General features: G+C 41.1%; 27 protein-coding genes. 14 read left to right on the forward strand and 13 right to left on the reverse strand.

Annotation, left to right across the window (positions count from 1 at the left end):
• The 6 genes from thrS to fos all read right to left on the reverse strand — a co-directional run bounded on the left by thrS (position 1) and on the right by fos (position 5,743).
• Positions 1 to 1,929, reverse strand: coding sequence for a threonine--tRNA ligase (thrS, locus tag PR675_RS02815; RefSeq protein WP_014658195.1), 1,929 nt, complete (start codon positions 1,927 to 1,929; stop codon positions 1 to 3).
• 809 nt (positions 1,930 to 2,738) lie between these two features.
• Entirely contained in the window at positions 2,739 to 3,338 is a 600-nt protein-coding gene (locus tag PR675_RS02820; RefSeq protein ID WP_014658194.1) for a LysE family translocator, read from the reverse strand.
• 307 nt (positions 3,339 to 3,645) lie between these two features.
• Positions 3,646 to 4,095, reverse strand: coding sequence for a methyltransferase family protein (locus PR675_RS02825; protein WP_004919071.1), 450 nt, complete (start codon positions 4,093 to 4,095; stop codon positions 3,646 to 3,648).
• 122 nt (positions 4,096 to 4,217) lie between these two features.
• On the reverse strand, positions 4,218 to 4,613 hold the full coding sequence (locus PR675_RS02830) for a hypothetical protein (RefSeq protein ID WP_004919070.1): 396 nt from the start codon (positions 4,611 to 4,613) through the stop codon (positions 4,218 to 4,220).
• 130 nt (positions 4,614 to 4,743) lie between these two features.
• The gene (locus tag PR675_RS02835) at positions 4,744 to 5,268 is read right to left on the reverse strand and encodes a GNAT family N-acetyltransferase (protein ID WP_004919069.1); all 525 of its coding nucleotides are present in this window, start codon (positions 5,266 to 5,268) and stop codon (positions 4,744 to 4,746) included.
• Between the two features lie 55 nt (positions 5,269 to 5,323).
• The gene (fos, locus tag PR675_RS02840) at positions 5,324 to 5,743 is read right to left on the reverse strand and encodes a fosfomycin resistance glutathione transferase (RefSeq protein WP_014658192.1); all 420 of its coding nucleotides are present in this window, start codon (positions 5,741 to 5,743) and stop codon (positions 5,324 to 5,326) included.
• Between the two features lie 462 nt (positions 5,744 to 6,205).
• On the opposite strand from fos, the gene PR675_RS02845 reads away from it, so the two are divergent.
• Positions 6,206 to 6,910, forward strand: coding sequence for a MarC family NAAT transporter (locus PR675_RS02845; RefSeq protein WP_060561315.1), 705 nt, complete (start codon positions 6,206 to 6,208; stop codon positions 6,908 to 6,910).
• Here the strand turns inward: PR675_RS02845 and PR675_RS02850 are convergent.
• Positions 6,907 to 7,563: a transglycosylase SLT domain-containing protein gene (locus tag PR675_RS02850; RefSeq protein ID WP_004919061.1), complete on the reverse strand. Its 657-nt coding sequence runs from the start codon at positions 7,561 to 7,563 to the stop codon at positions 6,907 to 6,909. The genes PR675_RS02845 and PR675_RS02850 overlap by 4 nt on opposite strands.
• Positions 7,564 to 7,829: 266 nt before the next feature.
• Between PR675_RS02850 and PR675_RS02855 the strand changes: the two genes are divergently transcribed.
• The 4 genes from PR675_RS02855 to PR675_RS02870 are packed head-to-tail and all read left to right on the forward strand — an operon-like array spanning position 7,830 to position 11,379.
• Complete coding sequence (locus PR675_RS02855; RefSeq protein WP_004919060.1) at positions 7,830 to 8,741, forward strand: metal ABC transporter substrate-binding protein; 912 nt, start codon at positions 7,830 to 7,832, stop codon at positions 8,739 to 8,741.
• Position 8,742: 1 nt separating this feature from the next.
• Positions 8,743 to 9,633, forward strand: coding sequence for a manganese/iron ABC transporter ATP-binding protein (locus PR675_RS02860; protein ID WP_014658190.1), 891 nt, complete (start codon positions 8,743 to 8,745; stop codon positions 9,631 to 9,633).
• The gene (locus PR675_RS02865; RefSeq protein ID WP_004919054.1) at positions 9,630 to 10,520 is read left to right on the forward strand and encodes a metal ABC transporter permease; all 891 of its coding nucleotides are present in this window, start codon (positions 9,630 to 9,632) and stop codon (positions 10,518 to 10,520) included. The genes PR675_RS02860 and PR675_RS02865 overlap by 4 nt, the downstream gene beginning before the upstream one ends.
• Positions 10,513 to 11,379: a metal ABC transporter permease gene (locus PR675_RS02870; RefSeq protein WP_004919051.1), complete on the forward strand. Its 867-nt coding sequence runs from the start codon at positions 10,513 to 10,515 to the stop codon at positions 11,377 to 11,379. The genes PR675_RS02865 and PR675_RS02870 overlap by 8 nt, the downstream gene beginning before the upstream one ends.
• An 85-nt stretch (positions 11,380 to 11,464) precedes the next feature.
• Here PR675_RS02870 and PR675_RS02875 read toward each other — a convergent pair whose 3' ends face one another.
• Positions 11,465 to 13,753 carry an FdhF/YdeP family oxidoreductase gene (locus tag PR675_RS02875; protein ID WP_014658189.1) on the reverse strand — a complete coding sequence of 763 codons (2,289 nt, stop codon included), beginning with the start codon at positions 13,751 to 13,753 and terminating at the stop codon, positions 11,465 to 11,467.
• 381 nt (positions 13,754 to 14,134) lie between these two features.
• Here PR675_RS02875 and PR675_RS02880 point away from each other — a divergent pair, with 381 nt between their 5' ends.
• The gene (locus PR675_RS02880; protein ID WP_004919048.1) at positions 14,135 to 15,004 is read left to right on the forward strand and encodes a fructosamine kinase family protein; all 870 of its coding nucleotides are present in this window, start codon (positions 14,135 to 14,137) and stop codon (positions 15,002 to 15,004) included.
• 40 nt (positions 15,005 to 15,044) lie between these two features.
• Here PR675_RS02880 and PR675_RS02885 read toward each other — a convergent pair whose 3' ends face one another.
• Positions 15,045 to 15,584 (reverse strand): YniB family protein, encoded by a 540-nt coding sequence (locus tag PR675_RS02885; RefSeq protein ID WP_014658188.1) that lies wholly within the window; start codon positions 15,582 to 15,584, stop codon positions 15,045 to 15,047.
• A gap of 524 nt (positions 15,585 to 16,108) precedes the next feature.
• On the opposite strand from PR675_RS02885, the gene hxpB reads away from it, so the two are divergent.
• The 4 genes from hxpB to PR675_RS02905 all read left to right on the forward strand — a co-directional run bounded on the left by hxpB (position 16,109) and on the right by PR675_RS02905 (position 19,783).
• A complete protein-coding gene (gene hxpB, locus PR675_RS02890) occupies positions 16,109 to 16,774 on the forward strand; it encodes a hexitol phosphatase HxpB (protein WP_060561316.1) in 666 nt (221 codons plus the stop codon).
• A gap of 189 nt (positions 16,775 to 16,963) precedes the next feature.
• Positions 16,964 to 17,539 carry a metal-dependent hydrolase gene (locus PR675_RS02895; RefSeq protein WP_004919040.1) on the forward strand — a complete coding sequence of 192 codons (576 nt, stop codon included), beginning with the start codon at positions 16,964 to 16,966 and terminating at the stop codon, positions 17,537 to 17,539.
• Between the two features lie 180 nt (positions 17,540 to 17,719).
• Positions 17,720 to 19,111, forward strand: coding sequence for an L-cystine transporter (locus PR675_RS02900; protein ID WP_004919037.1), 1,392 nt, complete (start codon positions 17,720 to 17,722; stop codon positions 19,109 to 19,111).
• Between the two features lie 282 nt (positions 19,112 to 19,393).
• The gene (locus PR675_RS02905) at positions 19,394 to 19,783 is read left to right on the forward strand and encodes a YkgJ family cysteine cluster protein (RefSeq protein ID WP_004919036.1); all 390 of its coding nucleotides are present in this window, start codon (positions 19,394 to 19,396) and stop codon (positions 19,781 to 19,783) included.
• 277 nt (positions 19,784 to 20,060) lie between these two features.
• Here the strand turns inward: PR675_RS02905 and PR675_RS02910 are convergent, their stop codons facing one another.
• A complete protein-coding gene (locus PR675_RS02910) occupies positions 20,061 to 21,071 on the reverse strand; it encodes a luciferase-like monooxygenase (RefSeq protein WP_060561317.1) in 1,011 nt (336 codons plus the stop codon).
• A 256-nt stretch (positions 21,072 to 21,327) separates the two neighbouring features.
• Here PR675_RS02910 and PR675_RS02915 point away from each other — a divergent pair, with 256 nt between their 5' ends.
• The gene (locus PR675_RS02915; RefSeq protein ID WP_004919034.1) at positions 21,328 to 21,648 is read left to right on the forward strand and encodes a hypothetical protein; all 321 of its coding nucleotides are present in this window, start codon (positions 21,328 to 21,330) and stop codon (positions 21,646 to 21,648) included.
• A 264-nt stretch (positions 21,649 to 21,912) separates the two neighbouring features.
• Entirely contained in the window at positions 21,913 to 22,101 is a 189-nt protein-coding gene (locus tag PR675_RS02920; RefSeq protein ID WP_004919033.1) for a YegP family protein, read from the forward strand.
• 77 nt (positions 22,102 to 22,178) lie between these two features.
• On the opposite strand, the gene PR675_RS02925 is transcribed toward PR675_RS02920, so the two are convergent.
• Both PR675_RS02925 and PR675_RS02930 read right to left on the reverse strand, forming a co-directional pair.
• The gene (locus PR675_RS02925; RefSeq protein WP_004919032.1) at positions 22,179 to 22,499 is read right to left on the reverse strand and encodes an AzlD domain-containing protein; all 321 of its coding nucleotides are present in this window, start codon (positions 22,497 to 22,499) and stop codon (positions 22,179 to 22,181) included.
• A gap of 2 nt (positions 22,500 to 22,501) precedes the next feature.
• Positions 22,502 to 23,158: an AzlC family ABC transporter permease gene (locus tag PR675_RS02930; protein ID WP_014658184.1), complete on the reverse strand. Its 657-nt coding sequence runs from the start codon at positions 23,156 to 23,158 to the stop codon at positions 22,502 to 22,504.
• A gap of 81 nt (positions 23,159 to 23,239) precedes the next feature.
• Between PR675_RS02930 and PR675_RS02935 the strand changes: the two genes are divergently transcribed.
• Positions 23,240 to 23,800, forward strand: coding sequence for a helix-turn-helix domain-containing protein (locus PR675_RS02935; protein ID WP_004919030.1), 561 nt, complete (start codon positions 23,240 to 23,242; stop codon positions 23,798 to 23,800).
• A gap of 94 nt (positions 23,801 to 23,894) precedes the next feature.
• Here the strand turns inward: PR675_RS02935 and PR675_RS02940 are convergent, their stop codons facing one another.
• Positions 23,895 to 24,245, reverse strand: a complete 351-nt coding sequence (locus PR675_RS02940; protein ID WP_014658181.1) for a hypothetical protein — start codon at positions 24,243 to 24,245, stop codon at positions 23,895 to 23,897.
• A gap of 113 nt (positions 24,246 to 24,358) precedes the next feature.
• Here PR675_RS02940 and PR675_RS02945 point away from each other — a divergent pair, with 113 nt between their 5' ends.
• Positions 24,359 to 24,535 carry a DUF2526 family protein gene (locus tag PR675_RS02945; protein ID WP_004919027.1) on the forward strand — a complete coding sequence of 59 codons (177 nt, stop codon included), beginning with the start codon at positions 24,359 to 24,361 and terminating at the stop codon, positions 24,533 to 24,535.
• The last annotated feature ends 317 nt before the right edge of the window (positions 24,536 to 24,852 follow it).

Consider the following 24,852-nt stretch of genomic DNA (forward strand, 5'->3'; position numbering starts at 1 on the left):
TTATTCCTCCATCTGATTAAGCTGACGACTGCGAATTTCTTCTAGCAGTTTGTTTGTAAATTCATTGACATCTAGGCTGCCTAAATCTTTACCGCGACGGGTACGTACAGAGACTTTACCTGATTCAACTTCTTTATCGCCGCAAACTAACATGTAAGGAACACGACGCAAGGTGTGTTCGCGGATCTTAAAGCCGATTTTCTCGTTACGTAAGTCCGCTTTCGCACGAATGCCAACACTTTGTAGCTTGCTGACTAATTCTTGAACATAATCCGCCTGAGTATCAGTGATGTTCATCACAACCACTTGTTGTGGCGCCAACCATGTTGGGAAGAAGCCTGCATATTCTTCTGTCAAAATACCGATAAAGCGCTCAAGTGAACCTAATACCGCACGGTGGATCATCACAGGCACAATACGTTCGTTGTTTTCACCAACATAAGATGCATTGAGGCGGCCTGGCAAGAAGAAGTCTAACTGTACAGTACCACACTGCCATGCGCGGTCTAGACAGTCATACAGTGTAAATTCAATTTTAGGACCATAGAATGCCCCTTCGCCTGGCTGGTATTCAAACTCAATACCTTGATCTTTTAACGCCTGAGCCAGATCCGCTTCTGCGGTATCCCACATATCGTCAGTACCGATACGTTTTTCAGGACGTGTAGACAATTTAACAACAATTTTTTCAAAACCAAATGTTGCATAAACGTCATAAATCATTTTAATACAGTCGGTGACTTCACTTAAGATTTGATCTTCAGTACAGAAGATATGAGCATCATCTTGTGTAAAGCCACGTACACGCATTAAACCGTGTAACGCGCCGGATGGTTCATTACGATGGCAGCTACCAAACTCAGCCATTCTTAATGGCAGATCACGGTATGATTTCAAACCTTGGTTGAAAATTTGTACGTGACCTGGGCAGTTCATTGGTTTCACACAATATTCACGGTTCTCAGAAGACGTTGTGAACATCGCGTCTTTGTAGTTTTCCCAGTGCCCAGTTCTTTCCCAAAGTACCCGATCCATCATAAATGGACCTTTTACTTCTTGATAGTTATAGGCTTTCAGTTTAGTACGTACAAAAGTTTCTAATTCACGGAAGATTGTCCAGCCATCATTGTGCCAGAACGCCATACCCGGCGCTTCTTCCTGCATATGGTATAAATCTAATTGCTTACCAATTTTACGGTGGTCACGCTTAGCCGCCTCTTCAAGGCGTAATAGATAGGCATTTAGCTGCTTTTTATCTGCCCAAGCGGTACCGTAAATACGTTGCAGCATTTTATTATCGCTGTTACCACGCCAGTATGCGCCCGCCACTTTCTGTAATTTAAAGTGGTGACAGAAACGCATATTAGGTACGTGCGGACCGCGACACATATCAATATATTCTTGATGATGATATAAGCCTGGGCGGTCGTCTTGACTAATATTTTGATCAAGAATTTCAACTTTATAATCTTCGCCACGGGCAACAAAGGTTTCGCGAGCTTCGGCCCAAGAAACACGTTTTTTAATTACATCATAATCTGTTTTGGCAAGCTCAAGCATACGCTTTTCAAGCTTTTCCAAGTCTTCCTGCGTCAGCGCATAATCTAGGTCAATATCATAATAAAAACCATTATCGATAACTGGACCAATTGCCATTTTGGTGTTTGGCCACAATTGTTTGATTGCATGACCTAGCAAGTGAGCACAAGAGTGACGAATGATTTCTAACCCTTCATCATCTTTGCTGGTAATGATAGCCAAATTGGCATCATGCTCGATCAGTTCACAGGCATCAACCAATTCACCGTTTACACGGCCCGCAATACACGCTTTTGCGAGACCTGCTCCAATATCACGCGCAACATCCATCACAGAAACGGCATGGTCGAACTGACGCTGACTTCCATCAGGAAGAGTAATAACAGGCATTAATAAATCCTTATCAGCAGTGGTGACCCACACGAAAGATCACTTGCTTGATTATTCCAAGTTTATAAAACAATACGTTACGATTAATTCCTCACTTCACTATGCGAGATATGTACACAAATGACTAACTGACTATGCACATTAAAAGTAACTCATTGACAATGATAACACAGACTGATTTATTCGCGATAGATGAGTGGTTATTATCGCCGAATAGTTCAAGCTTGCTCAAATAGAGCGATGGACACAATTTGAATAGTGCAACATAGAAAATGGTGAGTTTATATGAAGTACCAATCAATACGAAAATGAGCGCAATAAAAATACTGAGTCTATTTTCTACAATTAAAACAAGATATGCCGCATTGCCACAACAATATAAATAGGTATAAATACTAAAATAATCAACCTTTGGCTTTGCTCAACTGGAAAAATATTTGGGTTGTCACCACAGGTTGCTAATAGCTGCTTCCCATTTAAGGCCGCCTATTTTTCAAAATGACGAGTGAAAAACTGAGCCTATATATTAGCGCAATGATAATCACAATTCAGTCAGCCCCCGTTTCACTAATGCTGACTTTCTATCCGATTTATTTAATCGTAGGTTTGCTCAATATTCATTCCCGTTTCGATTGGTTTAATTAACTCAATTGTGCGCGTGGAGGTATATAGCGGAATGTATAGCTGGTATGCGTCTTTCCACCAGCCTGCCTACACTCCCCATATACACCATAATGCTGTATATCCACTATCACTTATCCGATAACCCAATATTTCCCTTTTTGCCTTACTGTTGAGGCGATAAGATATTATTGGAATATCACTGATATCGCACTTGCCGCAAGCAATAGCCCCATAATTAAATTAAACTTTTTCAAAACATTAGGGTTCTTCAATCGTTCGCGCAACTCACTACCAAACATAGCCCAAATCGTGACAGATGGAAAATTAATTAGGCTAAAAATAACCGCCACAAGCAACATTGAGCTATAAGGGTTCGTTGAGTCTGTGTAGAGGGCCATACCCGATATCGCCATCATCCATGCTTTTGGGTTTACCCATTGAAACAGCGCTGCTTCTAACAACGTTAGCGGTTTTTCATTACTGTTTTTTGCTGATCCAACTGAACGGCTGATTGTCGTCTTCCAAGCTAGCCATAATAAATAGGCTATCCCTAGATACTTCAAAATATTATAAACGATCTCTGACGACTTAATTAAAGCCCCCACTCCCATTCCCACTGCAATTAACATCACCAAAAAGCCTATTGAGACCCCTAATGCGTGTGGCATAGTTCGCTTTAGTCCAAAATTCATCCCCGATGCAAGTAACATGATGTTATTGGGGCCTGGGGTAATGGACGTGACAAAAGAAAACATCGATAACGAAATGAAAGTTTCAATATTCATAGTGTGTGCATCTATTGAGCAAATGGTTAATAAAAAATAGCAATGGATTGTTTACTCAATGCATTGGCCTTCAGGCCGCTGAATACTGAGTGAAGAGCAGTGTAAAGTGATCTGAATTCACTTTTTTTATCTCTGCGTGCGCATGCCTCGTTTTACGTCATCAACCAGTAAATAGATACCTCTAGTCGTGATACGCTCCGCTGATAAATAAACAAGACAATATGATAAACAACGATATTTTGCGCTAGTTGTTAAGAACAAAATGCATATTTAACGGTTATTTTAAAATACACACCGTATTCTTAAGTTACAGCCAGCGTCGTGTTTGTTGGCTATAACGTTGCCACTCCTCTTGAAAACGTGCTGATAGGAACTTTTCTTCTTGAGGGATAGTATACAGATCGGTCACCAGCCAAAATACAAGGCCTGATACAAGAAAATACGGTGATTGGGTAAACAGTGCCAAACTGACACACAAGGATGTAAACGCCAAATAGAGTGGATTACGAGAGAATTTAAATGGCCCCTCCGTGATCAACGCTGTTGCCTGAACGATGGGATTAGGGGATGTCTTGTAACGATAAAAATAATATAAACTGGCGGCTATCCACCCAAAGCTTTCCAACGCAACCAGTATCGCCAATATTCCCATCCAACCAGAGAAATTCCAAGACAGGCTATTTTTCGTATCAAGATAATAGAAGGCGATGGCGTTGAAAATTAGCCAATTTAAGAAAGGAAGTCTAAATATGCGCATGATACGCTCCCTAAATCAACACGGCATACTTAGACTAACACAGATCATGTAAGATGTTTTAAATAACAAATTTTGCTTTCTATCCCTGCGATATTTTCTGCACTATTTTGATTAAGTTAACGCTAATTATTTCCCAAAAAGAACACACTTTTTAACCCTTCTAAGCGTGCATATTCTTGTTGGCAAACTAATTTCCGTACTTGTACTGGCATACTCTCAACCCGTGAGCGTATGGCATTCAATTGGTCGTCCAGTCCATTCATACCTTTAACGTTGACAACATCTTCATTTGTCTTTAAATATTCGGCAAAGGTTTGCAAATTACTTTCTAAACTGTCACATGCATTATAATCCGCACCCCAGCTTGGCATTAGCGCATTAATAGATTCAGGCAAAATACTTGCTACACTAGGATAGATGTCCTGCTTCCATTGCTGCGGAAAAACAATAAGCAGTGCAGCTATTGCGACTCCCATTAGCATGACGAATGCCGTCAGAGCCGTCATTACATTTTTCATTTACAACCCCAAAACTTACCTGTTTGACTTTAGTTAGCATAGTGCATAGGGCGTAAAGCAATATTTATAATAAAAAATAGTTTGTAAAGAAAACTCTAGCAATATTAATAGGCTAATAAAAGCAAGCAAATTAAGATGATACGTTTACGCTTAAGTGCTTATAGAAAATAGTTGTACTCTCAAACTCCTGTTGAGCATTCGATACAAAATGAGGAATTTCGCCCACCTCGATATAATCTTGTTGGCGATACAGATGTGCAGCAACATCACCTGTACGAGTATCTAATACAAGTAATGTTCGTTGATGGCTTAGCGCTACCTGCTCCACAGCGAGAAGTAACTGTTTAGCTATGCCTTGCTGACGAAAAGCTGTGTGTACCATGAGTTTTTCAACTTCTGCCCGATGGCGACCATTTGCCTTTGCGCAAAATGAAAGTTGAATTGCCCCAGCTAACTGTTTGTCGACTAATTTTACGAGTAATAAACGTTCACCGGTTTGCAAGCCTTGATCAACTGTTTGCCAATAATTGCGCGCTTCAACCTGTGTTATTGGAGCAATAAATCCAATCGAAGCCCCACTGTTCACACAGTCGATTAATAACCAATCTAATTGTTGTTCCAATCCACCAACAGTCGCTACACTTTGAATAGACATAATGTTTCCCTATAACTTTCACCTGTGTTATCACCTATTCGCCGCGGTGTATTGACTATGAATAAAATACCATTCCGTCGTACGGCTTTTTGCGGCAACTCTTTAATCTATCTATTAATGAACCAACATGAATTTCTAATTGATGACCATCTGGATCTAAAAAATAGAAGGAGTCACCTTCACTGCGGTTATCTTTCCAGACAGTCACGCCGGCTTGATGCAATTTTTCAACGATATCCGAAAAATCCTCAGCTAACACCGTAAAAGCATAATGGGTGTAATCACGACGCTTTGCAGCAGCAACCTCTTGTCTCATCGGATCATAAGAAAGGCATACCCATAGTGCACCACAGGTTAAATAAGCCCCTCGCTCCCAACTTGCATGTAACTGCATTCCTAATACCGTCTGATAAAAAGAAATACTTTTTTGTATGTCACTAACGGCTAGAGTTAAATGATTGATTCCAATTAGCATTTTTTCTCCCACGCTCACTAATAAATAATTGTACACGTATTCTTTTAATGAATTTACATAACCAGTAAGTAAATAACAAAATTAACGGTATAACTTAACCATATCGAAATTTTGACAACCTACTAATAGATGCCCTTTCCCTTTTTATGTCCCCCATAAAAAGGGTTTTTTTTATCTTAAAAATTGAACATTTTTTAGCTCACTGTTATATCTCACTGTTATAAAAAGAGTAAATCAACTTATTCACAATAGAATGCGAATGTTATCCACAGTTAATGTGTACAACTACTTCTTTTTAAATCTTAAAAAAATCATCGCAATAAGATTGGTAACTTTATCGCGTGATATATCAGAGATTGTGTAGCGAGATAAGCGGTTTTACGGGGCATCTGTGCATAATTTTTGCTATAGTGCCAATTCGCACTGAATTTTAACCTCCATTAAGAGCTTAATTTGCCTATTATGAATGATTTTCTTCAGCTATTTCAGGCCATCGGTATTGGATTGGTTTTAATACTTCCTCTTGCCAACCCATTGACAACAATTGCAGTGATGCTGAGTTTGTCTGGCAACATGACCAAAGAGCAGCGAAACCATCAATCACTTTTGGCTTCTATTTATATTTTCGCGATCATGACTATTGCCTTCTACGCAGGGCAATTAGTGATGAGTACATTTGGTATTTCGATTCCCGGATTACGCATTGCTGGTGGGTTAATTGTGGCATTTATTGGTTTTGGTATGCTATTCCCTAGCGGTGAGAATAACGATGATACCAGTGCCTTAACACCTGATGACACAACCGTCTCTAAAAAACGTCAAAAATCACCTAATATTGCGTTTGTTCCCCTTGCCATGCCGAGTACTGCCGGGCCAGGTACCATCGCTATTATCATTAGCTCAGCGGCCTCTTTACAAGGTGATGTTGGCTTTGCCCCTTGGGTATTAAAAGTCGCTCCGGTAATCACCTTTTTCATTGTTAGCTTAATTGTTTGGTTAGCATTACGAGGTGCCACTTCTATCATGAAATGGTTAGGTAATGGTGGAATTGATGCGATATCAAGGGTAATGGGGTTCTTATTAATTTGTATGGGAGTGCAGTTTGTTATCAACGGTATCGTTGAGATTGTCGCGCAACTCCCACATTTAGTGGCGGCACATCATTAATTCATGGCTAATGAATTATAGGCATTTTTGACTTTCCATAAATAACGCGGAGCTTGAGGCGCTGGGTGTTTCGTTTGAACGTGTTGATAAAACTCTTCAGGTGTCAATCGATTAATCATCGCGATAGCTCTGCCTTTATCATTATCAAATGTCCTTAACAAGGCGCCAGCACCATTGACGTAAGCCACGACAGTCGCATAGTACATCGTTTGGGGATTGTTAATCCCAGCAAGGTGTTGCTCTTTTAATATCCGAATATAAGCTGTGCCAATATCAATATTTTTTCTCGGATCTTTTAAATCTCGCGTTGAAGGCTCCCCTGATTTCCCTTGGTAACGATATGCATCACGCCCCGCAGTTGAAGCTTTGATTTGCATTAAACCAATCGCATTCGACTTACTGACGACATCCGGCCGGAAATTTGATTCAACCTCAATGATGGCCCGAATTAAGGTTTCATCGACATTATAACGACTCGCAGACTCTCGAATGAACTCATCAAATGGCGTACGAGGAAAGGAAATATTTTGCTGCACTGTTGATAAATTGCTACTTTTATTTAACATCCGTTGTGTTGATACTTGTTTTTCTGGTTCACTAGAGCAACCCGCTAGCAACAGAAATACCAATGCGCCACTGATATTTTTTTTCACCGAGATATCCTCTGCTAATAAAACTGACGGAAGAATAACTAATAGTAAGAAAAATAAAATAATTTTTACTTAACTTTTACTTCAAGACATGTTTTAGTCATTGAAAAAAGTAATCACAATAATAGAAAAATCACACACTTTTTGTCTTGACTTTATCCAATTGATATTGATAATCATTATCAATTGAATTTTGCTCCTGCTATTCTTTTTATGCGTAACAGGGTAATTAAAAAATCCACTAAGCCAATGATGTCAGGGTCTGAATAATGAAGAAAACACTATCTCTACTGTCTAAACCACTACTTTCTGCTGTCTTTGCTTTATCTACTATTTTACTAATCAGTCAACCTGCATTAGCTAAAAAGTTTAAGGTCGTCACAACTTTTACCATTATTCAAGATATCGCACAAAACGTCGCAGGGGATGCCGCCGTTGTGGAATCGATAACCAAGCCTGGCGCTGAAATCCACGGCTACCAACCAACACCAAAAGATATCATGAAGGCCTATGATGCCGACCTGATCTTATGGAATGGCTTAAACCTTGAAGTCTGGTTCCAACGCTTCTTTGAAAATTTCCAAAATGTTCCTGCTGTTGTCGTCACTGAGGGGATTGACCCTATGCCAATTCGTGAAGGCGAATATAAGGGGAATCCGAACCCACACGCATGGATGTCACCTGCAAACGCCCAAATTTATATCGAAAATATTCGCAAAGCATTGGTTAAGTATGATCCAGAAAACGCAGAAATCTACAACCAAAATGCGAAAAAATATGCTGAACAGATTGCACAACTTGATGCTCCACTGCGTGAGCGACTCAACCGTATCCCTGAAGAGAAACGTTGGTTAGTCTCAAGTGAAGGCGCTTTCAGCTACTTAACAAAAGATTATGGCTTTAAAGAAGCTTATCTCTGGCCAATTAATGCGGAAGAACAAGGAACGCCACAACAAGTTAAAAATGTGATTGATACTGTACGTAAATATAATATCCCTGTGGTATTTAGCGAAAGTACAATTTCAGACAAACCAGCACGCCAAGTTAGTAAAGAAACTGGGGCAAAATACGGTGGAGTCCTTTATGTAGATTCACTATCAACCGCAGATGGCCCAGTACCAACCTATATCGAACTGTTAAATACAACCGTTGACACTATAGCGAAAGGATTTGATCAGTAATATGAGTAACTCGAAACGCTTTGAACACCCTAATTTGGTTGTGGATGATGCCACTGTCACTTACAACAACGGTCACACTGCAATTTATGATGCAAGTTTTGATATTACAGGCGGATCAATATGTGCATTGGTTGGCGTCAACGGCAGTGGTAAATCCACCTTATTTAAAACGATCATGGGGTTAGTCACCCCATCATCTGGCAGTGTCACGCTCAATGGTGAGCCAATCAAAGAGGCTCTCAAAGAAAACATTATTGCCTACGTTCCTCAAACAGAGGAAGTGGATTGGAACTTTCCTGTGCTTGTCTCCGATGTGGTGATGATGGGGCGTTACGGCAAAATGGGCTTTTTTCGTATTCCTAAAAGTGAAGACAAAGAAGCGGTAAAAAAAGCACTTGAACGTGTAGATTTGGCAGGGTTAGAGCATCGCCAGATTGGCGAGCTTTCTGGCGGGCAGAAAAAACGCGTCTTTTTAGCTCGTGCGCTAGCCCAACAAGGTAAAGTGCTCCTACTTGATGAACCCTTTACAGGGGTCGATGTTAAAACAGAAAACGCCATTATTGACCTGTTACGTAGCCTACGTGATGAAGGCCACCTGATTTTGGTGTCTACTCACAACTTAGGGAGTGTGCCTGAGTTTTGTGACCAAGTCATTTTGATTAATCGCACCGTACTCGCAAGTGGTCCGACTGAAACCACATTTACCCAAAAGAATTTGCAAGTGGCTTTTGGTGGTGTGCTACGCCATATCAATCTTTCAGGTCAAGAGCTGCATGACGACGACGATCCACGCTCTGTCACGGTGATTACCGATGATGAACGCGCCGCCGTTTTCTATGGCCATGACCACAATGCCCCCGTTAGAACAAACCAGCCTAAGGATCCAGTATGATCGAGTTGTTACTGCAACCTTTCGAGTACAACTATATGGTTAAAGCCATTTGGGTAAGCGCTATTGTGGGTGCCGTTTGTGCATTTCTTTCAGCTTACCTAATGCTCAAAGGTTGGTCATTAATGGGCGATGCCCTCTCTCATTCCGTTGTACCGGGTGTTGCCGGAGCTTATGCGTTAGGCTTACCCTATGCCGCCGGCGCCTTTTTTACGGGGATCCTCGCGGCCCTAGCCATGACCTTTATTAAGCATATTACTCGGTTACGTGAAGATGCCGTTATCGGCTTTATCTTTTCAACTTTCTTTGCCGCGGGGCTATTAATCGTCTCTTTAAACCCAACCTCAGTGAATGTGCAAACCATCATTTTCGGTAATATTTTAGGTATCGCCGACGCCGATGTATTGCAGGTTGAAATTATTATCGCCATCTCCTTTATCGTGCTACTGGCTTTATGGAAGGATTTACTCGCCGTGTTCTTTGATGAAAGCCACGCTCGTTCAATTGGCTTGAATCCATTGCGCTTAAAAATTATCTTTTTTACTCTACTAAGTGCTTGTACGGTAGCTGCATTACAAACGGTTGGTGCAATCTTAGTTATTGCTATGGTGGTAACTCCCGGGGCAACAGCTTATCTACTCACTGACCAATTTAAGCGTTTATTAATCATTGCAGTCGCTATTGGTACTGCCACCAGCGCGATTGGTGCTTATGCCAGCTATTTCCTCAATGGGGCAACTGGCGGCTTAATTGTGACGCTTCAAACGGTTATTTTCTTGTTGGCATTCTTCTTTGCGCCAAAACACGGCATTTTTGCTTCTCGTCGTAAGGCAAAACAGGAAGTCGAGAACCTGCATAAAATAAAACAACAAGGAGCCTCTAATGAGTGATTTTATTGACTTACTAACGGCACCGTTTATTTTCCCGTTTATGCAGAAAGCGATTATTACGGCTATCGTGACAGGTGCAGTCTGTGCGATTTTATCTTGCTTTTTAGTGCTTAAAGGCTGGTCATTAATGGGGGATGCCATCTCCCATGCTGTATTACCGGGGATTGTTATTGCTTCTGTTGCGGGTATACCACTCGCTATTGGGGCATTTGTTTCGGGCCTGTTTTGTGCATTTGCCACCGGATACCTCAAAGAGAATAGTCGTATCAAAGAAGATACCGTGATGGGAATTGTCTTTTCAGGCATGTTCGCCGTCGGCTTAGTGATGTTTGCCAAAATCGATACCGAGCAGCATCTTACTCATATCCTATTTGGGGATATTCTTGGTATTACCGATGCCGAATTTAAGCAAAACCTATGGTTTGCAGGCATTACCATCGCTATTATCTTACTAAAACGTAAAGATTTTATGCTGTATTGCTTTGATCCTAATCAAGCGCGTGTGATTGGCCTGCCTGTGAAGTTGATCCATTATGGTCTGCTCTCATTGCTCGCCCTTACCATTGTCGCCTCGCTTCAAGCGGTTGGGATCATCTTAGTCATTGCGATGCTTATCTCCCCAGGCATCATCGCTTTTGTCCTGTGTCGAAGCTTTGGGTGGATGCTCTTTGTGGCCGTGATTGCCTCCGTCACCTCTAGTGTGATTGGAACCATTGTCAGTTTCCACATTGACGGTGCTACAGGCCCTTGTATTGTTATTACTCAAGCCATCTACTTCATCATTGCCCTGCTCTATAGCAAAATGGTCTTAGCGCGTAAAAAAGCGAAATTGCCGCAAGAAAAGTTACAGTCGGCCTAATGCGCTGTTAGCGATAATAAGCAAAATAAAAAGCCACCCAATCATCTAAGGGTGGCTTTTGTCTCTATGTCATCAAGAGATGGTGTTAAGACGCTACATCCACTTTTTCTAGTACCACTGGAATGTTTTTGTAAGCCGGAATACCACTTTGCGGGTCAAAATTATCCAACGCAATTAAGTTATTCGCTTCTGGAAAATAGGTCGCCACGCAGCGATCAGCCATATCATGGATAACCACTTTTAAGTTATCTAAGCGGCGATGAGTGCGCTTTTGTTCACTATCCAGTGCAATAATATTGACTCTATCGCCTGCGGCTAAGTTCTGTTTCTTAGCCTGTGCTTCGCTAATAAACATCACATCACGTTGGCCAAAAACACCGCGATAGCGGTCATTGAGTCCATAGATAGTGGTGTTATATTGGTCATGGCTACGTACTGTCGCCAAGACTAATTCACTATTCACCGCTGATTTAGGGTCTTCAATAACGCCTTGCGTCGTAATGAAGTTTGCTTTTCCTGATGACGTCAACCAGCGCCGCTCTGCAGCCGCATTGGTTAAGTGAAAACCACCGGGCACACGGATCCGCGCGTTATAATCTTCAAAACCCGGTAACACCGCCTCCATCGCGTCACGAATTTTATCGTAGTCATCGATAAACTCATCCCATTCCACTTTAGTATTTGGCAATGTAGCCTTAGCCATACCGGCTACGATGGCACACTCTGATTTCAAGTGAGGGCTAGCCGGTTTTAGCTTACCGTGCGAGGCATGTACCATCGACATAGAATCCTCAACGGTAATACTTTGTGGTCCGGTTTTTTGTTCATCCCGTTCAGTACGCCCTAATACGGGGAATAGGAATGTGTTTTTGGCTGTCAACAGATGGGAGCGATTAAGTTTAGTCGCTGCATGCACTGCTAAGTCTAATTTTTTCATACCGCTATAGCAGGCATCCTGATCCGGCATCGCAACCGCTAAATTACCGCCCATACAGATCAATGCACGCGCACTTCCTTGAGAAATAGCTTGCATACTCGCGACAGCGGCATGGCCAAATTTAGCTGGGGGTTTAAAACCAAACCGTTGTTCGATTTTATCGAGAAAAGCTTGGCTTGGTTTTTCGGTGATCCCAACAGTACGGTCTCCTTGTACATTGGAGTGCCCACGTAAAGGACAGATGCCGGCCCCTTCACGTCCAATGTTCCCTTTGAGCAGCAGCAGATTCACTAATTGCTGAATATTTTGTGTACCGTGCTGGTGCTGAGTGATCCCCATTCCATAACAAATAATCGTGCTATCCGCCTCAATATATAATTGGGCTATTTGTTCGATTTCATCACGAGTTAGACCGCTAACACGTAATATATCTTCCCAACGCGTCGACATCACATCATGTTTGAGTGCCTCAAAACCGGCAGTGTGAGACTGAATAAACTCATTATCTAATATAGGCGATTTACCTTGTGCGACCGCAGCCTCATGCTGCTCAATAACAACACGCATCACGCCTTTTATTAATGCGGTATCGCCACCGATGCGTACTTTATAATAGTGTTGAGCTAATTGAGTTGACTCTAAAGTCAGCATCTCAACAGGATCTTGTGGGTACTCAAACCGTTCCAACCCACGTTCTTTTAACGGATTGATCGCGATAATTTTTGCACCACGTTTTGACACTTCACGCAATGAGCTCAGCATTCTTGGGTGGTTAGTGCCGGGGTTATGACCAATACAGATCACTAAATCGGCTTTATCAAAGTCTTCCAATAACACAGTGCCCTTACCCACCCCAATAGATGCAGCAAGTCCAACACTCGTTGGTTCATGGCACATATTGGAACAATCAGGGAAATTATTCGTTCCGTACTCTCTTGCAAACAGTTGATATAAAAACGCAGCTTCGTTTGAGGTGCGCCCAGAGGTATAAAACTCGACCACATTAGGGTCGGCATAGCCAGATAAATGTTTACCTATTTGTGCAAAGGCTTCTTCCCATTCAATCACTTCATAATGGTCAGTTTGCGGATTATATTTCATTGGATGCGTTAAACGACCTTCATTTTCTAAATCGTAATCATCCCACTTTAATAATTCAGTTACTGAATGTTTTGCAAAAAATTCAGGTGTGGTTCTTTTCGATGTTGCTTCCCATGACATGGCTTTTGCGCCATTTTCACATATATCGAAGGAGGCATAATGTTTAGGATCAGGCCATGCACAACCAGGGCAATCAAACCCCTGAGGCTTATTCATTTCAAACATAGCAATCACATCATGACCAATTTCCATTTGGCCTCGAATAGCTTCAGCCACGGCTTTTACCGCGCCCCAGCCAGCGGCAGGACCAGTGTAATTTTCAATTTTCTCTTTCATTTTCATTACTCTTTTTAATTTAAATATTGCAAAAAATAAACATCGAATAATTACAATCTAATTATGTATAAAATTAATTTTATTATATTCATTAGAAAATATAGCAAATAATAGTCATTACAATAAGGCTTTATTTTTTAAAAAAGAAAAATAACATTTGAAATATATTCATAGTCTTATTTCAATATTTATTTATGACTAGTTATTAATTTAAAAACAATATATCGATAATAATGAATATCTAAAATAATCCATTCAACATAATGTTATAGTTGAGCCATTTCGTGATAGGCTCTTCTTTTTAAATAATTATTGCTGTTAATTCCTAAACTGTCGCTATAGAATCGTGTTAGTGAAGACCAAAGCAAAGCGAGGTGTATCATGTGGCAAGCAATGTACCGTTTATTAAGCGAACACTTAGGTGAAGCAGAACTTCATAACAAAGAAATACTTTCTGGGGGTGATATTCATCACACGATGAAAATCGATTACGGTGACCATACCATTTTCGTCAAACAGAATCTGCGTGAATTTCTGCCTTTATTTAAACAAGAAGCCGAACAGCTTGAAATGCTTGCCAAAAGCAAAACCATCACCGTGCCTAAAGTGTATGGTGTAGGGAGTAATAAACACCACAGCTTTCTGCTATTAGAATATTTTCCTTTAAAAAGTTTTGATGCAACTAACGCATGGCGTTTCGGCCAGCAATTAGCCCACCTACATCAATGGGAAGAGCAACCGAGCTATGGTTTTGACTTTGATACAATGTTAGGCACCATCACTCAGCCAAATGGTTGGGAAAAACGGTGGAACTCTTTCTTCGCCGAAAAACGTATTGGTTTGCAATTACAAATTGCCGCTGAGAAAGGAATGGTCTTTGGCGATATTCAGCAGATCGTTGATATTGTCAAAGAGCGCCTGACAGGACATCAACCGCAACCTTCCTTACTTCATGGGGATTTGTGGCCTGCCAACTGCGCTATGACACAAGAGCAGAATGGTATTTTATATGATCCCGCCTGCTATTGGGGGGATAGAGAATGTGATATGGCAATGTTGCCTTTATACCCAGAGTTACCCATCCAAATTATTGACGGATACCAAAGTGTGTGGCCTTTACCTTCGGGCTTCCTCGAAAGGCAACCTATTTATCAACTTTATTATCTACTTTGCCAATCCAATATTTTTGGCCTTGAAAAAAGCTATTTGCACGCACGTACCATTATCGATGAGTTAATTGGCGAGAAATAATGACGGTGTTGGCCCAGCGATGCCTGACTGGGCCAGATAATTACCAATTCAGCAACTTTAATGCCAAATAGATAACTATACCGAATGCGATTGGCGAAAAATAAAGAATAAAGAATTGGGTAAATATGGTGTGTCGAGGGATCGTCACTTTAGCCTCAAGCTCTTCTTTCGAGACTTCATTTCCTTTGGCTTTTTCCAATATCACGTGATCTTCGAGGCTTTCACGAATAAATTTAATTTGTCGATACATGCGTAAGCCAGAAGCGCTTAGTGCTAAGCCAACAAAGATAAAAAGAAAGATAATGATAAAGCCGATATTCGCGCCTGAAAAACCATTGGCAACTTGAGGTACTGGGGAGTTGTTCCAGAAGACATTAAGAAACGGTGTACTTTGGCGCGTCATTTCAGCCATTAATTTAATAAAATCATTGGCTACTGCATTAATACCCTCTCCTTCTAACCCTTTCATACCCGCCAATTTGACTAATGACGCTAAAGTGGAAATCAATGCTACAAGAAAAACAATCCAACCGATAATACGCTTGCCGATTGCGACATAACTTGCAGTCTGGTAATTCATTATTGACCCTCTAAAAATTTTTTTATAACTAATCATAACTGAATTTTTATAAAGCCACCAAATTTACCACAAGGAATAATACGGATACTCGCAATTTCAGATTATTTAACTTGCGCTTTCGTGACTGCCCATTGTCGTCAGTGGCAAAGCTGCCCACTTCTTAGACCGCAACCGCGATATGACGGATTTAGGGGGCTTGTCATTCCCATATTCCCGTGTGTCGGATATGGATTGCTGTGTTGATATCTCAGCCATGTTATCGAGCATTTTCAATCCATAACTGAATAGTTTCATAAAGATCCAACTTTTGGGGAACGTTCACACTCAAGATAAAGATGACCGTTTCGATATATATAATCAGTCAGTGACTTGCTACAATACTCATCGCAATAAAGGGCTATCAGTTTCAGATGATATGCAATACCTTGAATTGATACGGTGACAAATTAATTGGGTCAATCCTGTTACTGCATACAACACCTTGAAACATGGCAAGGTCACACATACATGAATGGAGTTTTGACATGTACCACAACTTATCCATCCAGTCTGTTATCTTTGATATGGATGGCTTGCTGATTGACTCTGAGCCTTTTTGGGCGCAAGGGGAGCGTGAAATTTTTACTCAATTAGGCATCGACCTATCCATCGCTGATAAACTACCCGATACACTAGGCTTACGAATCGACCATGTCGTAGAGCTTTGGTATCACGCTTCTCCGTGGCAAGGACATAGCCTAAAAGCAGTCGAACAGATGATTATTGATCGTGTTATTGGCTTAGTTGAAGAGCAGCGTCCCCTCCTTCCCGGTGTGCATCACGCATTAGAACTATGCCGTTCAATGGGATTGAATATCGCCCTTGCGTCTGCCTCGCCGCAATACATGTTAGAGAAAGTACTGAACTTATTTGAGATCCGTGATTATTTTTCGGCGGTTGTTTCGGCGGCTGATTTACCTCACAGTAAACCGCACCCTGAAGTTTATCTCAATGCAGCTGCTTTACTGGAGACAAAACCCATCCACTGCGTATCACTAGAAGACTCCTTTAACGGTATGATTGCTGCAAAAGCGGCAAGAATGCGCTCAATCGTTGTTCCTGACCAACAGCATTTTCATGATCCGCGTTGGGGATTAGCGGATGTTAAACTCGCATCACTTAATGAACTCACCGAAAAATATTTGCGTTAATTATCTATTGCCGCTTTTTTCGCCCGTCCCTATCACGTTTTGATAGGGATATTACATAAAAGTATAAAACTCTGATGTTATTTGCTAATAACTAAGAGTTTTTTGCATTTCTAGCCCTATCATATTCTTTTTAAACGCTTTATACTGCCCTCCTAACTGTATAGATAAACAGATGGTAATTTATCCACCATGACCGCTGAAGGGCACCTGCTATTTTCTGTCGCCTCATTAATAATGGCACATAAGCTAGAGATCACACCTGAGCTTGCTCAAGGTGATTGGCTGCATATGGTGCCAGGTGCGCTATTGGGGGCATTACTCCCCGATATCGACCACCCTTCATCGATACCCGGTCGGATGTTAAGGATCCTTTCCCTGCCGATTTCCAAATTATGTGGGCATCGAGGTTTTACACACAGTTTAATCGCATGGCTACTATTAGTGCTCGCCTGTTACCAATGGCTACCGGCCAACTGGCCTATTCCTAATGATTTGATCCAAGCATTTTTACTGGGTTATATGAGCCATTTAGTGGCTGATATACTCACCCCTTCAGGAGTTCCCTTCTTATGGCCTCTGCCTTTTCGCTTTTGTTTTCCGTTACTACGTAGCAAGTCAAATAAACGTGCAGAACGTTTTATCGCGATCGTTTTGGCTGTTTGTGCTTGCTTTATACCCGTTAGTTATAGCTTTGATTTTCATAGTCAATTTGAAAGCATAATAAAATATATTCATAATCAAATAGATATACGCATGTCTACATAGTCATCTATTTTGTAATATACTGTAAGCATCATTCATCATAAGTTATTACTTTTCAGTATAAGAATTGTCTTTTATCTGCTGATAACATATAACCAGTTGTTAGGATGAGCTAATTCCTTATAACCTTTAAGGTTTACAGCGCTAATAACATAATTCAAAAAACTGCGATTGGAGTTCGGAATGAATATTCCTTTAATTATTAATGTGCTTGTCTTTGTAGCACTGCTCATACTACTGGCAAAACTAGGGGCAAAAGGCTGGAGCCTGTCGAAAAAAGTTCTATTAGGTCTGGTTTTTGGTGTGGCATATGGCGTCGCTCTCCATTTGGTGTACGGTACTAATCACCAAACACTGAAAGACTCTATTCTCTGGTTTAATATCGTGGGTAATGGCTATGTACAGCTATTGCAAATGGTGATTATGCCATTAGTTTTCGCATCGATACTGAGCGCGGTCGCACGTCTGCACAAGGCATCATCGTTAGGTAAAATCAGTTTCTTAACTATCGGAACACTGTTATTAACCACTGCAATAGCCGCACTTATTGGTATTTTGATTGCGAATCTTTTTGGCTTAACTGCCGAAGGTTTGGTTCAAGGTCAACAAGAAACTGCTCGCCTTGATGCAATTCAAAATAATTATGCGGGCAAAGTGTCTGATCTAACTGTTCCACAACTTATTTTATCATTTATTCCTAAAAACCCATTTGCTGATCTGACGGGAGCTAGCCCAACATCTATTATCAGCGTGGTTATCTTTGCTGCCTTCTTGGGGGTTGCTGCTCTGCAATTACTCAAAGATGACCAACAACGTGGTGAAAAAGCGCTCGCGGCTATCGATGTGCTGCAAGCTTGGGCAATGAAACTCGTCCGTCTAGTTATGCGCTTAACACCTTATGGTGTCATGGCGTTGATGATCAAGGTTGTTGCAAGTTCTAACCTATCAGACATCATTAATCTAGGCACATTCGTGATAGCGTCGTACGTCGCACTAGCACTGATGTTTATCGTTCACGGTATTTTCATTGCGGTAACAGGCCTCAGTCCTATTAAGTTTTTCAAAAAAGCAGGCCCTGTATTAACATTCGCGTTCACAAGCCGTTCGAGTGCCGCCAGTATTCCTCTGAATATTGAAACTCAAACTCGTCGCTTTGGTGTTCCTGAATCTATCGCCAGCTTCTCGGCTTCATTTGGCGCGACAATCGGTCAAAACGGTTGTGCTGGTATCTATCCCGCTATGTTAGCTGTTATGGTTGCCCCCACCATGGGCATTAACCCATTTGATCCACTGTGGATTGCGACATTAGTTGGGATTGTTACTGTTAGCTCAGCAGGGGTTGCTGGTGTTGGTGGTGGTGCAACATTTGCCGCGCTGATTGTACTCCCTGCTATGGGGTTACCTGTCACACTGGTTGCCTTACTGATCTCCGTCGAACCTCTGATTGATATGGGTCGTACCGCCCTCAACGTCAGCGGCTCTATGACAGCGGGCACGGTCACTAGCCAATTAATGGGTGAAACTGACAAAACCATCTACAACCAAGAGGATGATGGTGAGCTAAAACACGTCTAATTTACATTAGCGTAATTTAAGATAAAATTATCCACTGACTGCACCCCAAAAGTTGCAACACGACTGATTAAGGTGCAGTTTTTGTTTTTTTTAAATTCTAATCGAATTTATTTATCGTATAGATAATGAGAAATATCAGTATGAAACACTGAAAAACCTTGCCAATCGGAAATAATACGTAAGATAATAGCGTTTGAGCAACGATTCTAGGCCTCCTGCCTATGTTGCGTCAGCCCGTTTTCTGCGGGTCATTATTTCCAAAATTTTTTAGTGATTTTATATATGACCAATATTACTCATATAATAAAAACTGATCCTGAAAATAATCCCTGTGTAAGTTGTGGTGCTTGTTGCGCTTATTTTCGCGTCTCATTTTATTGGGCAGAAAGCGAAAGTGGTGGTGGCACGGTTCCTCAAGATCTCACTGAGCAAATAACACCATTTATGAGTGCAATGAAGGGCACCAATCAAAAACACAATACACGCTGCACAGCATTAACCGGTACGGTTGGTGAATGTGTCTCTTGTGCTATCTATAGTCAAAGGCCTACCCCTTGCCGCGAATTCGAGCAATCATGGGTTGATGGCGTTCATAATGAAGCTTGTGACCGAGCTAGAGCGGCTCATGGTCTGCCCCCTCTTGAACCCCATCTGCCACAAATCGCTTGTTAGCCGTCTATGACCCAGATTATTCTGGGTTATCTCACTTATCCTCTAAAATAATAGCTAAATGCTACCACGTTGAACGTACTCTGCCATTTTGAGTCGCCCTCTAGCATTGGGAAAATAGGCCGATTCATTGTGTTCAATTGACAGAGCATCGTTTAAAAACCAGCGTCTTGAATGCAATCTAGCCGAACAGAGGAAGCTTGGGCCACAGGTCAATACCTCTCGTTATCGCCTGTAGCCCATAAAAATGCGGTAGTGTCGCTACCGCTATTCATAAGCGTTACTGCTCTCTCAGCGCCTGCATTGCTTGCATCGCTAATTCAAATGAATATAAGCGGGCTTGATGATCAAAAATTTGCCCATTAACCATGATTTCATCCGCTTGAGTTTGACGTAATACGGATGCTAGCCCATGGCGAATTTTGGCTTTATCCCCCACTAATGACATCCCGAGTGCTTGTTGCACGCCAAATTGTTCAGCAGGCGACCAAATTTTCCCCATATCTTCCACTGGAGGTGGTAATTGTGCAGGCTGACCTCTACGTAACATCACAAAAGCTTGCTGCATAGATGTAAATAAAAACTCCGCATCACGAACAGTATCAGCAGCAATAATATTAATACAAACTATTGCATATGGCTTAGCGAGCCTAGATGAGGGCGTAAAGTTTTCCCGATACGTCTGTAATGCCTGTAATAACAAATCAGGGGCAAAATGAGAGGCAAAGGCGAAAGGTAACCCCATTTGAGCTGCAAGTTGCGCACTGTATAAACTTGATCCTAGCAGCCACACAGGTATCTTTTCACCATAACCGGGAACTGGCCTGACAGGAGGATTAGGATCTGTTGCATCAAACCAATTCACCAACTCAGCCACATCGCGAGGGAAATTATCAATATCATGACTCATATGGCGACGTAACGCTTTCATGGTTTGTTGGTCACTCCCAGGCGCTCGACCGATCCCTAAATCAATTCGATTAGGATATAACGTATTCAATGTGCCAAACTGCTCAGCGATCACTAGCGGTGAATGATTGGGTAACATCACGCCCCCAGAGCCAAGATGCAGTGTTGTGGTATTGGCGGCAAGGTAACCAATCAACACCGAGGTGGCGGCACTGGCAATTCCCGTCATATTATGATGCTCTGCAAGCCAATAACGCTGGAAGCCAAGTTTCTCGGCCAATTGGGCTAAATCTAAAGAGTGAGAGAAAGCCTCCTTCGCAGAAGCGCCTTGTGGAATAGGTGCGAGATCTAATATTGAAAATGGAATTTGTATCTCAGACATAACGGCTCACTTTGTTGCTATTTTGTTATTTAACTACCATGCTAATCGATTATCATGCCGCCTTCCAGCCACTCAAGTAGACACCGCACAAGTGATGCTTTTTTATAGTCCTTGTCGATACGAGCGGGGCTAATTAAGTAGAAAATATGGAAAAAGTGCAGTAATTGTGAAGCTTCGGTCAAAGGAGGTAAAAGCGATTGCGGCAAAAAATGAATTAATTGATTATCTGAATCAATACAAATAAGAGGATATATCAATGAACAAACTAAATTCTGGTTTACTTGCTCTCATGTTAATGTCTGTTGGATTTGCCGCAGCAGCCAACGGCCCTGATAACCGCTCTTCACGCCCACATATGGGGAACCACCACAATGTGTTGTTTAGTGTTGCTCAACAAACAACGACACCGAATGAGACATTGAAAAAATTAGCGAATGACGCACCAAAAGCGGCTGATGGTAAACGTTACCTTGTTAAAATGAGTATTGTTGAAGTGCCTGAATATGTGCCAGCAAAACAGAAACCCACATCACAACCAACAAAGAGTGCACCAGCACCAGAGCCTGCTGCACAATAAACGCTAAAATAAAATATCTATAGATGCGACCTTTTAGATTAATATGCAGAATCAAATAGCATCTATTCTTCATATTCGTTATCTTAAACTAACAATAATTAGTTCTATTAATCCTACGATTGCCTCTATGTTATAGAGGCTTTTTTTTCAAATTAAATAGGCTCTGAAACTAGTAAATTTGCCTATTTATTTCTAATCTTAAGAGGCAATAGCGAGTATTGCGACATTCTGAGTGTCCACTTTATACCATTTTTGGAGTCAATCATGGGTTATTTTGAACTGAAAAAATCAACAAAAGACACCGCTCAGCCTTATTATTTTGTTCTTAAAGCGGCCAATCATGAGATTATCGCCAGTAGCGAGATGTATTCAACTAAACAAGCGGCATTAAAAGGGATTGCTTCTGTCCAAAAAAATGCAGCAACGGACGAAATCAAAGATCTTACCGTTTAATTTCCATCCTCTCGTTTTATCAAATTATTGTGAATTAAACGCCCTTGTCCGTTTGAACGGGGCGTTTTAAGCTAATATCAAAAAATTAAGCGCAGTAATGCGGTCACCACAGAAGCAGATAACACAATGACAATAAAAGGTTTTTGATACCAAGTAAGCAATCCGGCTACACACACACCAATTATTTTAGGTATATCCGAAAAATGGTCACCTTCAAATACTGTCGAAGTCATCGCAACTGAAAACAAGATCACAATAGCTGCTGCTGAAAACAGAGCCTTACTATTATCTGATAAAATAATTTTTCCTTTGAGCAAGGCACCCGATGAGCGCATTAGATAAGTGCCCACTGCCAGCAATAAAATTCCACTCAAAATCAGCCATGGGTTATCCATCATTATTAACCTCTCACATATATAACTAAGCTTAATAAGGCCAGTAATACGGGGATCCCTGCTGGTAAAAAGGGAGTAGCGATCACGGCAATCACAGCACCAACGATTGCCGCTAACCGCAATCGCTTATCTTTCAATGCGGGTAATGAAAGCGCCAATATAATTGCGGGGAACATCGCATCCATACCAAGTGTATGAGTATCTTGAATAAAGCTTCCTACACCTTCACCAATTAATACGCCTATTGGCCAACAAATTAATATCCCTAATCCGCATAACCAAAATGCCGCTCTTTTTTCTTTTTCAGTTTCCTGAGATAACCCAAATACCACACTTTCATCATTCATAATATGATAGCCCAATAGCGCTTTTGGGCCTTTCCCCGCTAACTCACTGACGGCAAAGCTAAATGGAATATGCCGTGAATTCACGAGTAACCCCGCCAAGGCAGCAGAAATAGGGCTTCCGCCTGAAAAAATGACCCCAATAAAAAGAAATTCTGACGCCCCTGCTAACACTAAAATAGAAAGAGTCAAAGGAACCCAAAAATCAAATCCTTGAGAATGCGCTAGTGCCCCATATGAGATGCCGACAATTAAATCCGCAAGACAAACCAGTGCAATGTTTTTTACCGTGCTATGATTAAGCGTTGAGGTTAGCATAATGAATCGTTCGATATATAATACGTTCGTTCATTATGTCGGTAGTTATCTAAAAGTGCAATCAAAATAGGAAACTAAAACTTGAGCTCCTTCACTCCACCTATTGAGTTAATCGCCAAAGCATTAGTCAGAGAACGACAAAAAAGTGGTCTGTCACTCTCCGAACTCTCTCGTCAGGCGGGCATTGCTAAATCGACACTCTCGCAACTAGAGGCCGGAAATGGCAATCCAAGTATTGAAACTCTATGGGCTATCTGTGTCGCTTTAGATGTGCCGTTTTCTCGATTAATTGAAGATAGACATGAGCCAGTCACCGTCATTCGCCATGGTGATGGTATTCAAGTCAGTGCTGAACATGCTAATTATCTCGCTTTTTTACTTTCAGCAGCACCCGCGAACTCACAACGTGATATCTATACTGTGGTTGCTGAGCCTGGGCGAGATCGTATTTCAGAACCTCATATGCGTGGTGTGAGTGAACACATTATTTTGATGAGCGGTCGTGCCATGGTTGGCCCTTTAGATAACCCAACAGAGTTGTTTCCCGGTGACTATATCCACTACCCCGGTGATGAGCCGCATATTATGCGAGCACTTGAGCCAAATACCATGGCTGTTATGATCATTGATAAACAAAATTAGATGTCTATCATTTGACGCATACTCAATAGATAGAGCCTCAGTTATCACATAAGGCTCTATCTGAGTTTTTATCTAATTAAACGCTAGCAAGCGCCTATTCCCAAAAATAGATATTTTTCTCTTGCCACCCTTTTCTTTTCATACAACTCATATATTCGCGATGGCGGCTATCTTTATTCACATCCAAAACATAACTTTCCGTCTTGGGAACTTTTTCCTCATAAGTTTTCTCTTTACCGCATTCATCGTTTTTCTTGCATTTTTTCGTAATTGTTTCATACACCGTTCTTTGGGCGACTTCGTTACGAACTGGAAATCGCTTAAAAGAATCAAATTCACATTGTGAATCTGCCTCTTGGTAAGTCCATTCCACAGGGCCTATTGGTTCCCATTTTGATGTACAAGCACACAGTAGAAAACACAGCAGTATAACGGTTAATTTCAATATCTTATTCCTATGCTAGATGTAATAAAAAATAAATCATCGACAGCCACAATAAATAATACTACCCACATTCCATGTGTTATAATTTTTAATCATGTCTATTGGAGATAGTTATGCAACACTACGACAATATTGTTAAACACGTTGACGCACTATTAGCAGAAAACTCAATCTCAAATATGAATATATTACTGGCACAGCTTTCTCACGACGCTCAATTAACACAAGAGCAACGTTTCGAGCAGCAACAACGTTTAAGAAAAGCGATATTTAAACATCATGAGTCTTAGCTTAATTGTGATGAGTTTCAATTATTGTTACTCATCACAATATAAGTAAAACTTCACCGAATTATATTAATGAAAACAAGCATGTCAATAAAACAGGCCACTTAAGTGAAATATACAATCATTTGTTTATATTTGACTATGCGTATTTTGGTAAAATATTTTAAACACTATATTAATAATTTATTTATTCGTCGCAAAATCACCATTTTTAATAGAATAAAAATAAAAACGTTCTCTCTCTTTATATTTATAGCTAAATTTTAATCTTAATACTTCACGTATTCTAAAAATTTTAAATTGCGTCTCTTTTAGGGGAG

Source organism: Providencia sp. PROV261 (assembly GCF_028477945.1).
In the GTDB taxonomy this organism is placed as follows: Bacteria; Pseudomonadota; Gammaproteobacteria; order Enterobacterales; family Enterobacteriaceae; genus Providencia; species Providencia stuartii.

What these genes read in the sequence shown, in the direction of transcription:
- thrS (WP_014658195.1), bottom strand. Translation starts at nt 1,929, where the DNA reads ATGCCTGTTATTACTCTTCCTGATGGAAGTCAGCGTCAGTTCGACCAT.
- PR675_RS02820 (WP_014658194.1), bottom strand. Translation starts at nt 3,338, where the DNA reads ATGAATATTGAAACTTTCATTTCGTTATCGATGTTTTCTTTTGTCACG.
- PR675_RS02825 (WP_004919071.1), bottom strand. Translation starts at nt 4,095, where the DNA reads ATGCGCATATTTAGACTTCCTTTCTTAAATTGGCTAATTTTCAACGCC.
- PR675_RS02830 (WP_004919070.1), bottom strand. Translation starts at nt 4,613, where the DNA reads ATGAAAAATGTAATGACGGCTCTGACGGCATTCGTCATGCTAATGGGA.
- PR675_RS02835 (WP_004919069.1), bottom strand. Translation starts at nt 5,268, where the DNA reads ATGTCTATTCAAAGTGTAGCGACTGTTGGTGGATTGGAACAACAATTA.
- fos (WP_014658192.1), bottom strand. Translation starts at nt 5,743, where the DNA reads ATGCTAATTGGAATCAATCATTTAACTCTAGCCGTTAGTGACATACAA.
- PR675_RS02845 (WP_060561315.1), top strand. Translation starts at nt 6,206, where the DNA reads ATGAATGATTTTCTTCAGCTATTTCAGGCCATCGGTATTGGATTGGTT.
- PR675_RS02855 (WP_004919060.1), top strand. Translation starts at nt 7,830, where the DNA reads ATGAAGAAAACACTATCTCTACTGTCTAAACCACTACTTTCTGCTGTC.
- PR675_RS02860 (WP_014658190.1), top strand. Translation starts at nt 8,743, where the DNA reads ATGAGTAACTCGAAACGCTTTGAACACCCTAATTTGGTTGTGGATGAT.
- PR675_RS02865 (WP_004919054.1), top strand. Translation starts at nt 9,630, where the DNA reads ATGATCGAGTTGTTACTGCAACCTTTCGAGTACAACTATATGGTTAAA.
- PR675_RS02870 (WP_004919051.1), top strand. Translation starts at nt 10,513, where the DNA reads ATGAGTGATTTTATTGACTTACTAACGGCACCGTTTATTTTCCCGTTT.
- PR675_RS02875 (WP_014658189.1), bottom strand. Translation starts at nt 13,753, where the DNA reads ATGAAAGAGAAAATTGAAAATTACACTGGTCCTGCCGCTGGCTGGGGC.
- PR675_RS02880 (WP_004919048.1), top strand. Translation starts at nt 14,135, where the DNA reads ATGTGGCAAGCAATGTACCGTTTATTAAGCGAACACTTAGGTGAAGCA.
- PR675_RS02885 (WP_014658188.1), bottom strand. Translation starts at nt 15,584, where the DNA reads ATGAATTACCAGACTGCAAGTTATGTCGCAATCGGCAAGCGTATTATC.
- hxpB (WP_060561316.1), top strand. Translation starts at nt 16,109, where the DNA reads ATGTACCACAACTTATCCATCCAGTCTGTTATCTTTGATATGGATGGC.
- PR675_RS02895 (WP_004919040.1), top strand. Translation starts at nt 16,964, where the DNA reads ATGACCGCTGAAGGGCACCTGCTATTTTCTGTCGCCTCATTAATAATG.
- PR675_RS02900 (WP_004919037.1), top strand. Translation starts at nt 17,720, where the DNA reads ATGAATATTCCTTTAATTATTAATGTGCTTGTCTTTGTAGCACTGCTC.
- PR675_RS02905 (WP_004919036.1), top strand. Translation starts at nt 19,394, where the DNA reads ATGACCAATATTACTCATATAATAAAAACTGATCCTGAAAATAATCCC.
- PR675_RS02910 (WP_060561317.1), bottom strand. Translation starts at nt 21,071, where the DNA reads ATGTCTGAGATACAAATTCCATTTTCAATATTAGATCTCGCACCTATT.
- PR675_RS02915 (WP_004919034.1), top strand. Translation starts at nt 21,328, where the DNA reads ATGAACAAACTAAATTCTGGTTTACTTGCTCTCATGTTAATGTCTGTT.
- PR675_RS02920 (WP_004919033.1), top strand. Translation starts at nt 21,913, where the DNA reads ATGGGTTATTTTGAACTGAAAAAATCAACAAAAGACACCGCTCAGCCT.
- PR675_RS02925 (WP_004919032.1), bottom strand. Translation starts at nt 22,499, where the DNA reads ATGATGGATAACCCATGGCTGATTTTGAGTGGAATTTTATTGCTGGCA.
- PR675_RS02930 (WP_014658184.1), bottom strand. Translation starts at nt 23,158, where the DNA reads ATGCTAACCTCAACGCTTAATCATAGCACGGTAAAAAACATTGCACTG.
- PR675_RS02945 (WP_004919027.1), top strand. Translation starts at nt 24,359, where the DNA reads ATGCAACACTACGACAATATTGTTAAACACGTTGACGCACTATTAGCA.